Origin of the sequence: Rhodococcus sp. BL-253-APC-6A1W, from assembly GCF_012843405.1 — a bacterium.
Taxonomy (GTDB): domain Bacteria; phylum Actinomycetota; class Actinomycetes; order Mycobacteriales; family Mycobacteriaceae; genus Rhodococcus.
In genome coordinates this window covers 278,505-293,939 of the sequence record NZ_JABAFB010000006.1, presented here as the reverse complement: position 1 = coordinate 293,939, position 15,435 = coordinate 278,505, and the positions used below count along the sequence as shown (strand labels likewise).

8 protein-coding genes are annotated in these 15,435 nt (G+C 69.0%); 2 read left to right on the top strand and 6 right to left on the bottom strand.

The annotated features are described in order from the left end of the window. Positions 1 to 8: 8 nt before the first annotated feature. Both HF877_RS11675 and HF877_RS11670 read right to left on the bottom strand, forming a co-directional pair. Positions 9 to 731, bottom strand: a complete 723-nt coding sequence (locus HF877_RS11675) for a 2OG-Fe(II) oxygenase (protein WP_169621326.1) — start codon at positions 729 to 731, stop codon at positions 9 to 11. A 55-nt stretch (positions 732 to 786) separates the two neighbouring features. Continuing rightward, complete coding sequence (locus HF877_RS11670; RefSeq protein WP_169621325.1) at positions 787 to 1,215, bottom strand: MarR family transcriptional regulator; 429 nt, start codon at positions 1,213 to 1,215, stop codon at positions 787 to 789. 85 nt (positions 1,216 to 1,300) lie between these two features. On the opposite strand from HF877_RS11670, the gene HF877_RS11665 reads away from it, so the two are divergent. Then, entirely contained in the window at positions 1,301 to 3,157 is a 1,857-nt protein-coding gene (locus HF877_RS11665; protein WP_169621324.1) for an ABC transporter ATP-binding protein, read from the top strand. A gap of 1 nt (position 3,158) precedes the next feature. Here HF877_RS11665 and HF877_RS11660 read toward each other — a convergent pair whose 3' ends face one another. From HF877_RS11660 to HF877_RS11645, 4 genes are read right to left on the bottom strand one after another with little or no spacing between them, the layout of a single operon-like run. After that, positions 3,159 to 3,800 carry an isochorismatase family protein gene (locus HF877_RS11660; RefSeq protein ID WP_169621323.1) on the bottom strand — a complete coding sequence of 214 codons (642 nt, stop codon included), beginning with the start codon at positions 3,798 to 3,800 and terminating at the stop codon, positions 3,159 to 3,161. 29 nt (positions 3,801 to 3,829) lie between these two features. Beyond that, entirely contained in the window at positions 3,830 to 5,479 is a 1,650-nt protein-coding gene (locus HF877_RS11655) for a (2,3-dihydroxybenzoyl)adenylate synthase (RefSeq protein WP_169621322.1), read from the bottom strand. Between the two features lie 30 nt (positions 5,480 to 5,509). Next, positions 5,510 to 6,280: a 2,3-dihydro-2,3-dihydroxybenzoate dehydrogenase gene (locus HF877_RS11650; protein ID WP_169621321.1), complete on the bottom strand. Its 771-nt coding sequence runs from the start codon at positions 6,278 to 6,280 to the stop codon at positions 5,510 to 5,512. Beyond that, positions 6,277 to 7,419, bottom strand: a complete 1,143-nt coding sequence (locus HF877_RS11645) for an isochorismate synthase (RefSeq protein ID WP_169621320.1) — start codon at positions 7,417 to 7,419, stop codon at positions 6,277 to 6,279. The genes HF877_RS11650 and HF877_RS11645 overlap by 4 nt, the downstream gene beginning before the upstream one ends. A 177-nt stretch (positions 7,420 to 7,596) precedes the next feature. On the opposite strand from HF877_RS11645, the gene HF877_RS11640 reads away from it, so the two are divergent. Continuing rightward, on the top strand, positions 7,597 to 15,366 hold the full coding sequence (locus tag HF877_RS11640; protein WP_169621319.1) for a non-ribosomal peptide synthetase: 7,770 nt from the start codon (positions 7,597 to 7,599) through the stop codon (positions 15,364 to 15,366). Positions 15,367 to 15,435 lie beyond the last annotated feature (69 nt).

The following is a 15,435-nucleotide window of genomic DNA, read 5'->3' as shown; positions in this document are numbered from 1 at the left end:
CCGCACGCTCACGCGGCGTCGTGCAGCACCAGCCCGAGCGTGCGCCGCAGTCCGGACCGGACGGTGCTCACACCGTGCCGCACCGGCGACCGCGTCCATCCGCGTGCACCGCGTGTCGGGCGGTCGCGCGTGGTGAAGATCAAGGCGTGCCCTTGCTCGATCACGGTGGCAGTACCGCGGGACTGGGCTCGGGGACATTGCTCGAGGAGCAGGAACTCGCCGCCGGTGTAGTCGAGACCGGGACGGTCGAGCCCGATCACCACCTGCAGCGGGAACGCGAGATCGCCGTAGAGGTCGCGGTGCAGCGCGTTCCAGTCGCCGCCTGTGTAGCGCAGCATCAGCGGCGCCGGCTTGCTCTGGCCGGCAGCGTGACACATTTCCAGCCACTCGTCGAAGTCGTCGGGCCAGGGTGCGGGATCACCCAATCGCTCGGCCCACTCGCGCGCGGGGGCGAGCAGGCGCCGGTAGAAGGCGGCGCGGAGTTGGGCGACCGGGCGGGGGACGGGCGCGCCGAAGTACTTGTAGGTTCCGTGGCCGTAGCGGTGGCGGGCCATGTCGACGGTCGTGCGGAATCGGGTGTCCTCGTCCCACAGCGACGAGATCTCGGCACGCTCGGCGTTCCCGAGGAGCGGGCCGGTGGCGGCGCAACCGTAGTTGTCGAGGTCGTCGACGAGCTGCGGCCAAGGGAGATCATCGATGCGGGCGGGCAAGGTCGAGGTGTGCTGCGTCATGCTTGCTCCTTCGCTCTCGTACCGTAAACGCACCGGAGCGCGAGAACGTGAGATCTCAGCGAGGAGCGTCGTCGACGAGCTTGCGAAGCAGCCGGGCGAGGTCGGCGCGTTCGGAGGGGTCGAGCCGGGCGAACACCTCCGCGGCGTCGGTGTCACGTGCCGCGTCGAGTTCGTCCAGAACTGTGCGACCGTTATCGGTGAGCTGCACACATACCGCGCGGCGATCGGCGGGATCGGGAAGGCGCTCGGTCAGTCCACGGGATTCGAGGCGGTCGACGACCTCGGTCGCCGACCGCGGCGCGATACGCAGTGCCTTTGCGACCACGCCGAGGCGGATCGGGGTGTCGGTGTCGCCGATGACCCGGAGTGCGCGGTGTTCGTGTGGGGACAGCTCCCACGGGTTCAGCAGGTCGTGCCAACGTCGCCGCAAGGTGCGGGTGGCGCCCATCAGAAGGTCGCGCAGCACAACGGGAGAATCGGACATGACCGGACTATACCTCACTTGACAGTTACCTCTTAATGAGGCAACCTCAGTAATTACGTACGAATCATGAATCGAGGTGGTGTGCATGATGCATCCCCCACCAGGTCGAGGCGGTCACCCCGGTGGCCGCGGAAAAATCGATCCCAAAGACGTCGAGCAACTGCGCGAATCTCCCGTCAGCCTGCGCCGGATCGGCGCGCTCTTCGCCCCTTATCGTCGTCAGATCGCCCTTGTCGTGGTGCTGATCGTGGCGTCGTCCGCTGTGTCGCTCGCGACGCCGTTCCTCGTGCGCGCCGTCATCGACGACGCGATTCCGCACCAGAACGTGAGCCTGTTGCTGTGGGCCGTGGGCGGCATGCTCGCGGTCACCGTGATCAGTTCACTGTTCGGAGTGGTGCAGACCTGGATCTCCACCACGGTCGGCCAGCGAATCATGCACGGCCTGCGAACCCGGGTGTTCAGCCACCTGCAACGGCAGTCCCTGAGCTTCTTCACCCGCACCCGTGGCGGTGAAATCCAGTCGAGACTGACCAACGACATCGGCGGCATGCAGTCCGTCGTCACGACGACGGCCACCTCGCTCGCCGCCAACATCACGACCGTGGTCGGCACCGCGATCGCCATGGCTGTGCTGAGCTGGCGGTTGTCATTGCTGTCGCTGATCGTGCTTCCGCCGGCCATCTGGCTCACCCGCCGCGTCGCCCAGATGCGACGGGCGATCACGACGCGCCAGCAACGCCGGCTCGCCGACATCCAGACCCAGATCGACGAAGGCCTGTCCGTCAGCGGCGTACTGCTCGGCAAGACTCTCGGCACCGGTCCCGCGCTGGCGGACAAATTCGCGAAGACCTCCGCCGATCTCGCCGACCTCGAGGTGCAGGCGCAACTGTCGGGGCGGTGGCGCATGGCCACCATGAACATCGTCTTCGCGGCGATTCCGGCGGTGCTCTATCTCGTCGCAGGTCTGCCCGCGACCTCGGGCGGCATGACCATCGGCACGCTCGTCGCATTCACGGGACTGCAGGGCGCGCTGTTCCGTCCCCTCATGAGCCTGCTCGACGTCGGCGTGTCCGTCACCAGTTCGCTCGCGCTGTTCAGCCGCATCTTCGAGTATCTCGATCTGGCCGTCGACATCGAAGAACCCGCCCACCCGGTCCCGGTCGACCCCGAGAAGATCTCCGGCAGGGTCCGATTCGAGAATCTCGGCTTCCGGTACGAAGGGGCACATCGCCTCGCGCTCGAGGGGATCGACCTCGACATACCGGCCGGTGCGCAGGTCGCGCTCGTGGGCGAGACCGGTTCGGGCAAAACCACGCTCGGGTCACTGATGGCACGGTTGTACGACCCCACTTCCGGCCGGGTGACGATCGACGGCATCGACCTGCGCGACATGCGGCTCGCCGATGTAGCGGCTCTCGTCGGTGTCGTGTCGCAGGAGACCTATCTGCTGCACGCCACCGTCCGGGAGAATCTGCGCTACGCGAGGCCGGACGCCACCGACGCGGAGATCGAGGACGCCGCGCGGGCAGCGCACATCCACGACCTGATCACCTCGCTGCCCGACGGCTACGACACCGTGGTCGGCGCACGCGGACACCGGTTCTCCGGTGGCGAGAAGCAACGAATGGCGATTGCCCGCACGCTGCTGCGGGACCCGCGGATCCTGGTGCTCGACGAGGCGACCAGTGCCCTCGACAACGACACCGAACGCGCCGTGCAGCAGGCGCTCGACAACGCCCGGGCCGGGCGGACGACCATCACCATCGCACACCGCCTCTCCACAGTGCGCGACGCCGACGAGATCGTCGTCCTCGACCACGGACGCATCATCGAGCGGGGCACCCACGACGCGCTCGTCGCGCGCGGCGGCAAGTACGCGGCACTCGCGCGACGCGACGGCCGCACGCTCGCCGAGCACACCGACCGGTCCGTGGGCGTGTGAGTCAGGCGCGCACCGACGAGAGGGCGCCCACCACCTCGTGCGTCGGAAGCACGACCGCGCACCGCGAGGCGACGTAGCTCAATGCGTCGGCGTGCTCGCGTTGGGAGAAGTCGGCCGTGGCGTCCGAGACGAAGAAGACCTGGATGTCGTTCATGAACCCGTCCAGGGCCGTCGTCAGGCACCCGATGTGCGCGTACACGCCGGTGACGATCAGCTGGTCGCGGCCCCACGCGCGCATCCGTTCGAGCAGATCGGTGCGGATGAAGGCGCTGTAGCGCCATTTGGTGAGCATGGTGTCGCCGGCGTGCGGTGCCAACTCCGCGATGATCGACGTCTCGGCGGGGTCCTCGGACAATCCGGGGCCCCAGAAGTCGGACAACAGCGCACGGTCGGCCGGGTCCTGGTCTCCCGGCTGCGCGGTGTACACGACCGGAGCGCCGACATCGTGAGCGGTGTTGCGCAGCAGGTCGATATGGGGAACCACCGTGGCCAGCGGATCGGCCGCCCGGTCGAACGAGCGCACGAAGTATTCCTGCATGTCGTGCACCAGCACGACGGCGCGGTTCGGATCGATCGACCACGACACCACGTTCGTGGGCTGCTCGTCGGGAAGGGAATAGGACACGGACTTCGGCAGAGCCATCGGATCTTCGCTTTCTGCGGTGTGGTCGGTCAGTTCTGGAGGGTGGCGGCCAGCGCGCGACGCAGTTCGTTGCGGCTGATCTTGCCGACACCGGTCACCGGAAACGCGTCGACGAAGCGCACCTTGTCCGGGATCTTGTACGCCGCGAGTCCGCGCTCCCGCAGGAAAGCTTTGAGCGCGAGCGCTTTCGGCGCCTCAACCTCGGTGACGACGAAGGCACACGTGCGTTCGCCGAGGTACTGGTCGGGCATGGCGACCACGGCGGCATCGAGCACCGCGGGGTGCGCGACGAGATGGTTTTCGACCTCCTCCGCGGCGATCTTCTCGCCGCCCCGGTTGATCTGGTCCTTGGCGCGGCCTTCGACCACGATGTAACCGTGCTCGGTGATCCGCACGATGTCGCCCGTGCGATAGAACCCGTCGGGAGTGAATGCCGTCGAATTGTGTTCGGGCGCATTGTAGTAACCGCGGATCGTGTACGGGCCCCGGGTGAGGAGATGGCCGGGGGCACCGAACGGGACGGGCTCGTCGGCGTCGTCGACGACACGGATCTCGTCGTGCGGGCTGATCGGACGTCCCTGGGTCCGGATGATCGTCTCGTCGTCGTCGTCGAGGCGGGTGTAGTTGACGAGGCCCTCTGCCATGCCGAAGACCTGCTGCAGCGTGCAGCCGAGTTCCGGGCGCACCCGCTTGGCTGCCTCCGCCGGGAACTTCGCGCCACCGACCTGCAGTACCTCGAGCGACGACAGGTCGTGTTCGGTACGGGCCCGTGCGGACAGCCATGCCAGTGCGAGCGGCGGGACCAGCGAGGCCATCGTCACCCGTTCGCTCTCGATGAGTGCGAAGGCGGTGTCCGGACTCGGATCCGGCGCGAGCACGACCGTGCCGCCTGAGTGGAGGACACCGAGAATCCCGGGCGAGCTCATCGGGAAGTTGTGTGCCGCAGGAAGCACGACCAGCATACGGGTGCGCTCGTCCACTCCGCAGATCCGGGCGGAGTCGCGCACAGAGTAGAGGTAGTCGGCGTGGGTGCGGGGGATGAGCTTCGGGGTTCCGGTGGTACCACCGGACAGTTGGAGGAAGGCGACGGACTCGGCATCGACGTCGGCGAGCGGCGCGGGTTCGTGCGTGCGCAGCGATGCCAGGGAGGTGAACTCGGCGCAGTCTCCGGCGACGATCACTGCGGGCGGGTTCTCCAGAGCGCCGGTCACCTCACGGGCGAGCGTGCGGTAATCGAATCCGCCGTGCTCGGCGGCGACGATATAGGCGGCAGCGTCCGAGAAACGGCAGAAGTAGCCGATCTCGGAGGCGCGGTGCGCCGGCAGAGCGAATACGGGCAACGCCCCGATGCGGAAGACCGCGAAGAGGACTTCGGTGTATTCGACGATGTTCGGTAACTGGAGCACGACCCGGTCGCCGGCACGAACACCGGCATTCAGGAGCCCGGTGGCGATACGTGCGGCGGACTCGTCGAGGTCACGGTAGGTGAGGTGCCGCCGCGCCCCGGTGGCGTCCGGTCCCACGACCGCGACCCGGTCGCCGAAGTGCGCTGCGCGGGTGGGCATGAACTCCGCGAACGTCTCGCCGGTCCAGTAACCGGCGCCGCGGTACAGCTCACTGAAATCCTCGGGGAAACGGGCGATGTCGGCAAGCGCGCTGCGCCGGAGGCCGGAGGTCACGAATGATTCCTTTCGGGAACGGAAGGGGTCTCAGGCACGAAGGGTCGCGCCACCGTCGACATACAGGGCTTGCATGGTGATGTGCCGGGCGCGGTCTGAGAGAAGGAACTCGATGGCGTCCGCGATGTCGGACGGTTCTGCGATGCGCCCGAGCGGGATTCCGACCTTGAACTGTGCGGGGTCGCCCTCGATGGCGCTACGCGCACCGTTGTCGTCGTCGGGGTCCTCCCACAGCGACCGTTGCATCGCGGTGTCGGTGGAGCCGGGGGCGACGATATTGGCGCGGATTCCGTAGGGCGCCAGTTCCAGTCCGGCGACCCGCACGATCATCGCCGCGGCCGCTTTCGAGGATCCGTAGGCGCCCATGCCCATCCGGGGAACACCTGCGGAATTCGAGCCGACCACGACGATCGACCCCGAACGGCGCTCCCGCATCACACGTCCCACGGCGCGCAGGACCGCGACCAGTCCGGTCACGTTGACGTCGAACATGCGCTGCCAGTCGTCCGGATCGGAGTCGAGTACGGATCCGGTGGTGAACACTCCCGCGACGTGGGCGAGTCGCTCGAGGGGACCGTGGTCGGATTCGATGTTGCCGACGGCGAACTCGACCGCGTCGTGGTCGCGGATATCGACGGGGTACACAGGGGTTTCCTCACCGATCAGTGCTGCGGTCTTGCGGAGTCCGACGGGGTCGCGGTCCATGAGCGCGAGTCGGTGTCCGGCGCGGGCCAGGGTCACCGCTGTGGCACGTCCGATACCCTGTGCGGCACCGACGACGAGGGTGACGGGGGCGCTCATCGCCGCACCCCGAGCGCATCGAGCACGGTGCCGAATTTGACGGTGGTCTCGGCGAGTTCGTCTGCGGGATCGGAATCGGCGACGATGCCGCCACCGGCATAGGCGGTGAGGGTGAGACCGTCCGCGTCGAGCACGGCGCACCGGATCGTCACCATCCACTCGCCGTCACCGTCGGCGTCACACCACCCGACGGCCCCGGCGTAGAACCCGCGGTCGCCTTCGACATCGCGGATGAACTCGCGCGCCGCCTCGGTGGGCGTGCCGCAGATCGCGGGAGTCGGATGCGCCGCGAGGGCGAGGTCGAGCGCTGTGGTGGTGCGGTCGCGCAGGCGGCCCGAGACCGGTGTGCCGAGATGCCACAACTGCTTGGTGCTCGTCAGCGACGGCCGGTCCGGGATGTCGAGGTCGGTGCACAGCGGTTCGAGTACGGCGCGCAGCGCACGGACGACGTGCGCGTGTTCGGCGAGATTCTTGGCGGACTCCGCGAGACGCTCGGCGGTCGCGCGATCCGAGTCGGGGTCGGCGTGACGCGGTGCCGATCCGGCGAGCGGATGTGCCGTGACGAGATCGCCCCGTCGCCGGATGAGCACCTCCGGACTCGAGCCGATCAGATGCCGTCCTCGCCAGGAGCCTCCGGCCGGGGTGAGGTCGACCGCGAATCCGTTGCCGGCGGGGTCGTTCCCGGCGAGTCGTGCGAGGAGGTCGGCGGTCAAGACCGGCCGTTCGGCGCGCAGTCGGAGTGCGCGTGCGAGCACGACCTTGACGAGGTCGTCGTCGGGGGAACGCAGCAGAGCGAGTGCGGCGGCCACACGGTCGACGTGTGCCTGCTCGGCAGGAATCGCGTGGGCGATACGGATGGTGGGGAGATCGGGCCTCGAGACGCCGAGCGGCGTGGAGGTGTGCCGCAGCGAACGCGGTGCTGTGAGGGCGGCGGGGTGCGCGGGGTCGAAGGGAAGCGCACCGGCGAGAGCGCGCACGCGCCCGGTTCGCAGAGCCTCGGCCGCGGCATCGGCGCGGTCGAACCGGTCGTCGAGTCCTTCGGCGATCACGGTGCCGTGCGGGCGGGACAACACGAACGGGCGCGGCACGGTCCGCTCGGCACAGTCGGGTGTCGGTGCGTCGACAACCGATGTTTGCATGCTCGAACCTCTCGATAGCGGAGTGAGAAGGCGGATCGAGCGCAAGGTGCACAAGATCGCTTCAGCAACATATACGGTTAGCCTTACCTTTGGTACTGTTCCGCATTGCCGAGAGTTGCGCAACACGGGTGTTCTGCTCGGGCCCAAGAGTTTTCGAACGCAGAAAAGGGGATGACAGTGCCCACGTCCAGGCCGTCGACTTCGGGACTTGCGCTTACGCGCGCCCAGACGGGCGTATGGTTCGCTCAGCAATTGACCCCCGACAACCCGATTTTCAACACCTCGGAATGCCTCGAACTACGCGGATCGGTCGATGCGGACGCCCTGGTGGCGGCGGTGCGCCGCGCCGCCGACGACTGCGAGGCCCTGGTCGCCGCCTTCGAAACCCAGCCCGACGGTACGGTCGTCCAGTTTCCCGGACGCAGACAACTCGCCGACCCGCCCGTCGTGGACGTGCGCGGCGCGCCGGACCCGTGGGCCGCCGCCCACGAGTGGATGACGAACGACCTGGCACGCGCCATCGATCCGTCCGTCGACGTGTGTCTGCGCGCCGCCGTACTGCGCCTCGCGGACGACCGTGTCGTGTTGTACGTGTGCGGGCATCACCTCGTGTTCGACGCGTTCGGGTTTTCCCTGTTCAACCGCCGCATCGGCGAGCACTACACCGCGCTCGTCGCCGGTACCGAGCCGCCCGCGCACCGCTTCGCACCGGTCGAACCGGTCGTGCGGGAAGAGGAGAGCTACCGCGAGTCGGAGGCTTTCGCCGCCGACCGGGCGTTCTGGGCCGACTACCTCGCGGACGTCGAGGAGGCGGTGGCACTGAGCCCCGGGGCGAGCGGAATCGCGCGTCGTTCCCGGGCCGTCCGGTTCACCCTCGACGCGCAGCAGCAGAACGCGCTCGCCGCACTCGGCAAATCCGCTCGCGGAAGCTGGGGCGACGCGGTGACCGCCCTGGTCGCCGCGTACCTGCGCGGTGCGACCGGACGGGACGACATCACCATCGGATTCCCGGTGATGAACAGGCTCGGTTCCGCCGCACTGAATGTGCCGATGACGGCGGTCAACGTCGTGCCGTTGCGGCTGCGCCCCGCCGCACGCGACAGTCTGTCCGGCCTCGTCGGGCAGGTCCGCGATTCGGTTGCCCGGTGCCGCAAGCACTACCGCTACCGCGGTGAGGACATCCAACGCGACCTGCGCCTGCCCGCCGGGTCGCGCGGCGTCATCGGCCCGTCCGTCAACGTCAAACCGTTCGGCGACCGGTTCCGTTTTGCCGATATCACCGCCGCCGTGCACTCGATCGCCCGCGGACCGCTCCAGGATTTCATGATCACGGTGCGGCCCCTGGACGAGAGCGCCGGCCTGGAGGTCTTCGTCGACGCCGACGCCGACCTCTACGACGAGGACGACCTGCGGCTTCACGCGGCACGTCTCGAGCAGTTGTTCGATTCCGTGACCACCCTCGATCCGGCAACATCGCTCGCGCAACTGCCGATCCTCCTTCCCGCCGAGCGGACACGAATCCTGGAGCGCTGGAGCGCATCTCCGGACATACCGGTCGAACCGGGCCTGACTCTCCTCGATCTGCTGCACCGGCAGGCCGCCGCGACACCCGACGTGCCGGCGCTCGCGGACGCCACAACCACGCTGACCTACGCGGAGTTGCGCACCCGGGTCGACCGGCTCGCGCGATATCTCGTGTCCGTGGGACTCGGCGACGCTGCCGAACCGCGGATCGCGATTGCACTGCCGCGTACGGTCGACGCCGTCGTCGCGATTTTCGCAGTGCTCGAAACCGGCGCGGCGTATGTGCCGCTCGACATCGACCAGCCACTCGAGCGCCTCGCGTACGTGCTGTCCGACGCATCGCCCGTATACGTGCTCACCGACCGCACCACGGACGGACGGGTTGCGGACGCCGACGGTGCCACCCGCCGGATTCTCCTCGACGACACCGACACCGACACCGACATCGGCGGCCGTGTGGAGACAGATCTGCCACCCGTCGGACGGTCGGGGCCCACGCCCGACTCGGTCGCGTACGTCATCTACACCTCCGGATCCACAGGACGGCCCAAGGGCGTGATCGCCCCACACCGCGGCCTGGTCAATCTCCTGCACAGCCACCGCGAGCAGGTGTTCACCCGCGCCGCACGCGAAGCCGGGCACGACCACCTGCACCTCGGACTCGCGTGGTCGCTCGCGTTCGACGCCTCCGTGCAACCCCTGCTGTGGATGCTCGCCGGGCACACCCTCCACATCGTCGACGAATCCGCCCAGCGCGACCCCGCACGACTGACCGAACAGGCGTTGCGCGAGGACTGGGACTTCGTCGAACTGTCGCCGGCGCAACTCGACCACGTCGTCGAGGACGGGATGCTTCCCGAGAACACCGTCTCCACCCTCGGCTTCGGCGGTGACGCGGCCACCGGCCGGCTGTGGGAGAACCTGCGCGCGCGCCGCGGCGCCGCGTTCAACTTCTACGGCCCCACCGAGTGCAGTGTCGACGCCCTCGTGGCCGAGGTGCACGACAGCGAGACTCCCGTGGTGGGGCGACCGGTCGCGAACTTGCGCGCCTACCTCCTCGACAGCGGTCTCGCCCCGGTGCCGCCGGGAACGGAGGGGGAGCTGTACCTGTCCGGTCCGGGTGTCGTCCGCGGTTATCTCGACGCGCCCTCCCTCACCGCGACCCGGTTCGTCGCGAACCCGTTCGGGACGGGCTCGGCCGATCCCGTCCACGCGCGCCTCTACCGCACGGGCGACCGCGCGATGTGGACGGAGGACGGGAACATCGTCTACCGCGGCCGCGTCGACAACCAGGTGAAGGTGCGCGGGTTCCGCATCGAACTCGGGGAGGTGGACGCGGCGTTGCTGCGGCTTGCCGGTGTGGTGCACGCCGTGTCGGCGATTCACACGGACGCTGCCGGTACTACACAACTCGTGGGCTACCTCGTCGGCGATGCACTCGATCCGGCGGTCGCCCGGGCGCAACTGACCGAGTGGCTCCCGGCACCGATGGTGCCTGCTGCACTCGTCGTGCTGGGTGAGCTACCGCTGACCTCGAACGGAAAGCTGGACCGGAAGGGGCTTCCCGCACCGGATTTCGCCACGCTCGTCTCCTCGCGACCTCCGGCCACCGAACTCGAACGCCGCCTGTGTGAGCTGTTCGCAGAGATTCTGGGCCTCGACAGCGTCGGCGCCGACGACGACTTCTTCGCACTCGGTGGACACTCGCTCTCGGCAGCGAAGCTTCTCGCCCGGGTGCGGGACACTCTCGGTGTCGAACTGGCGATCCGGGAAGTATTCGACCATCCGACGGTGGCCGGACTGGCTGTGCGCTGCGAGAGCGCGGGTCTGGACGCCGGGCCCGCACGACCACCGCTGGTCGCGAGGAAGCACGGGGACCTCGTCCCGCTGTCGTTTGCGCAGCAACGGTTGTGGTTCCTGTTCCGGATGGAGGGGCCCAGCCCCACGTACAACGTTCCTCTGACCGTGCGGTTGCACGGCGACGTCGACGCCGACGCGATGCGCCGTGCCGTCGCCGACGTCGTCGCCCGCCACGACAGCCTGCGCACGGTGCTGACCGAACGGGACGGAACCGGGATGCAGCGGGTACTCGAGCACGTCGAGACGCCGTTCGCCGTCGTGGAGACCGGCCCGGACACGGTGGAGGCGGACGTGAGGTCGGCGGCGCGCTACGCATTCGACCTCGAGCGCGAAACCCCCGTCCGGGTGCGGCTGTTCACCGTCGCGCCCGGCGAGAGCATCCTGTTGCTGCTCGTGCACCACATCGCGAGCGACGAACTGTCCACGCCGATTCTGCTGCGGGACCTCGGAACCTTCTACTCCGCGCACACAGGTGCCGCCGTCACCGAGCCGGCTCCACTGCCCGTCCAGTACACGGACTACGCGGTGTGGCAGCGTGAACTGCTCGGCGACCCGAAGGACCAGACCGGGCTCGCCGGACGGCAACTCGACTTCTGGCGCACCGAGCTCGCGGGTCTACCCGCGGAACTCGAGCTGGCAACCGACCGGCCCCGCCCGGCCGTGGCATCGTTCGCCGGTGGCGGCGTCGAACTCGCGGTCCCGGCCGGACTCGCCGACGCGGTCCGCGCCGCCGGCCGCGACACCGGCACGACGATGTTCATGATGGTGCACGCCGCCGTGGCGCTCGCGCTCTCCCACAGCGGGGCGGGGGAGGACATCCCGATCGGCTCACCCACCGCGGGCCGGCCCGCCTCCGAACTCGACGATCTCGTGGGGTTCTTCGTCAACATGGTGGTCCTGCGCACCGACCTGTCCGGTGACCCGACCGTGCGGGAACTGCTGGCCCGCATCAAGAACGCCGACATCGCCGCGTACGCCCACCAGGACGTGTCGTTCGACCGGGTCGTCGAGGCCCTCGACCCTGAGCGAAGTGCCGCCCGCCACCCCCTGTTCCAGGTGATGGTGCAGTACCGGAACCCGCCTGCCCTGCGTGCGTTCGAGCACCTGGCGCCCGAGGTGTCCCTCGTCCCCAACGATGCCGCGATGTTCGATCTGACATTCGACGTCGTGGACACACCGGACGGGTCCATGCGGGTACGCGTCGAATACGCCCGTGATCTGTTCGACCACGACACCGCCGAGTCTTTCGCCGCGCGCGTGGTGCGTGGGTTCGCCGCTCTGGCCGGAGACCCCGACCGTCCCCTGTCCCGTGTCGACCTGCTCTCCGGCGCCGAACGCGACTGGCTTCGCGCCGGCCGGCCGGCACCGGAATCCGCACGCCCGGAACCCGTTCCGGAGACGCTGGTCGACCTGTTCGACCGCACGGTTGCCGCAGCGGCGCATCTCCCCGCCGTCGTCTCCGCGGAGGAAACCCTGACGTTCGGGGAACTCGACGCGTGGTCCGACCGGATCGCGTGTCATCTCGTGGATCGCGGCGTCCGGGCAGAAACGGTCGTCGCGCTACGGCTCCCGCGGGGAAGCGCCGTGGTCGCGGCGATTCTCGGTGTCTGGAAGGCGGGCGCGGCGTACCTCGCGATCGACCCGAACTACCCGCTCGAGCGCATCGACTACATGATGCGCGATGCAGGGGTGACCGTCGCGCTCGACGAGAGTGCCGTCGCGGAGTGCGGCGACGCGAGCATGCCGTCGCCGGCCACGGAACTGCGCGGTCGCGCCCGTGCGGACAACGCCGCCTACGTGGTCTACACCTCCGGTTCCACCGGTCTGCCGAAGGGCGTCGTCGTGCCGCACCGCGGTGTGGTGAATCTCTGGGAGACGGTGCGTTCCGGCACCTACGGTGACCCGGCAGAACAGCGGCTGCGGGTGCTGCTCAGTTACACCTTCGCGTTCGATTCCTCGGTCGACCAGTTGCTCGCGATGCTCGGCGGCCACACCGTGCACGTGCTCCCCGAAGAGTTGACCGCCGACGCAGACGGCATCGTCGGCTATGTCCGCGGCCATCGGATCGACGCCCTGGACTGCGCGCCGGTGCTGATGACGCAACTCGTCGCGGAAGGGCTTCTCGACCCCGCCGCGGATCACCGCCCGTCGGTGGTCGCCGTCGGCGGCGAGGCCGTGCCCGCCGAGCTGTGGGCCCGGCTCGCCGCCACCCCGGGGCTGCGCGCACTGAACATCTACGGACCCACCGAGTGCACGGTGGACGCGACTGCCGCAGTCATGACGGCGGACGTGACGCCGCATATCGGCGAGCCCATCGCCGGGGGTCGTGCGCTCGTCCTCGACCGGTACCTGCGCCCCGTGGCGCCGGGTGTGCCGGGTGAGCTGTACGTCGGCGGTCCCCACGTGACCCGCGGATACCTCGGCCGGCACGGCCTCACCGCCGGAAGGTTCGTGGCCGACCCGTTCGGTACACCGGGGAGCCGGCTGTACCGCACCGGCGACACGGTGCGGTGGACATCCCGGGTGCCCCATCGTCTCGAATATCTCGGCCGCGCCGACGATCAGGTCAAGATTCGCGGGTTCCGTATCGAACTCGGTGAGGTCGAGGCGGTACTCGCCGGACATCCGGACGTGACAGCCGCCGCTGTGCTCGCCCGCGAGGACGAACCCGGACGCAGACGTCTCGTCGGCTACGTCGTGCCGGGGACTGCGCAGGTGGACGGTGACGCGGTCCGGGCATACACGGCCGAACGGCTGCCCGACCACATGGTGCCCGCTGCGGTGGTGGTGCTCGAGGAGTTCCCGCTGACCGCGAACGGCAAGGTGGACCGGGCCGCGCTCCCCGCCCCGGTGTTCGCACCCGCGACGGCCGGCCGGGTGGCGGGCAACGACATGGAACGGCGGCTCTGCGCCGTGGTGGCGGAAGTGCTCGGACTCGACGCGGTCGGCCTCGACGACGACTTCTTCTCTCTCGGTGGTGATTCCATCGTGTCGATCCAGCTCGTGGCCAAGGCCCGCGCGGCGGGTCTGCGGTTCACCGCGCGGCACGTTTTCGAGCACCGGACCGTCGCCGGTCTGGCCCGCGTCGCCGAGGTGGATACAGGCCGGCAGGAAACGGATGTCGCGGCGGCGCTCGGCAGCATTCCGGCGACGCCCATCGTTCACGACCTGCTGGACCGAGGGGGACCGTACGCCAGGTACGCGCAGTCCAGGCTGCTGCGTACCCCGGAAGGCCTCACGCTCGGCGAACTGACCGGCGCCGTGCAATCCCTGCTCGACGTCCACGACGCGCTGCGTTCGGTGTTCGACTCGGCTGCACGCGTTCTCGAGGTCCTGCCGGTGGGTGCGGTGTCGGCTGCGCACGTGGTCACCCGGGTCGACATCTCCGGCCTGGACGACCCGTCCGCGGTGATGGTCGCGGCGACCGAGGAGGCGTACGCGGCGCTGGACCCCGGGTCCGGGGAACTCGTGCGCGTCGTGTTCTTCGATCCGGGCCCCGGCGTGCAGGGCCGGGTGCTGCTCGCGGTGCACCACCTGGTGGTGGACGGGGTGTCGTGGCGGATTCTGGTCCCGGACCTCGCCGAGGCCGTCGCGGGTACCGCGCCGCTCCGGTCCGGTACCCCGCTGCGTGTCTGGGCTCGCGGCTTGCTCGAGGCCGCGCCGGCGCGACGAACCGAACTGCCGTTGTGGCGTCGTATCACGGCGCCCGGCGGCCGTGCTGCCTTCGCCTCCCGCCCTGTCGATCCCACGCGGGACACGATGTCCGCGACGGCGCAGGCGCATGTCGACGTGCCGGTCGCAGTGACGGAGGCTCTGCTCACGACGGTGCCCGAGCAATTCCACGCGGGTGTCGACGACGTTCTGCTCACCGCGCTGGCACTGGCCACAGCCCGGGTGTGTGGCGCGGGTGCGGTGGTGGTGGATCTCGAAGGGCACGGACGAGAAGAGCAGGTGGTGGCCGGCGCCGATCTGTCGCGCACCGTCGGATGGTTCACGAGCCTGTACCCGGCCAGGCTCGACGTGTCGGGGGCAGACCTCGACGACGCCTTCGCAGGTGGCCGGAATGCCGGTGAGGCACTCAAGAAGGTCAAGGAGCAGCTTCGCGAGATCCCCGACAGCGGTGTCGGATTCGGGATTCTCCGGCATCTCGACGAACAGGGACGGCACGTTCTCGCGTCGGCGGCCGCCCCCGAGATCGGGTTCAACTACCTGGGCAGACTGACGCTGGGTGAGGCGGAGGGACAGCCGTGGTCGAGTGCGCCGGAGTCGGCCGGTCTCGGCGGTGCCACCGAGGCAGACATGCCGGTGAACCACGCGCTCGAAATCGGCGTCTTCACCGAGGAAACGGGGGAGGGGCCGGTGCTCCGGGGCACGTTCGGCTACAGCCCGGCACTGGTGCCCGAGCACGTGGTCGCAGACCTCGTGGAGTGCTGGGTTGCGGCACTGGAGGCGCTGGCCGGACACGCGGCGTCGGGGGATGCCGGTGGATTCACTCCGTCGGATCTGACTCTCGGTGGCCTCGATCAGTCGGAGATCGACGAGTTCGCCTTGGAATTCGGATGATCGTGACGCTTGGCGTGGCCAATTGTTTCGGTTAGCCTAACCAATCGTGACCGGGGGTACATCCCGGCG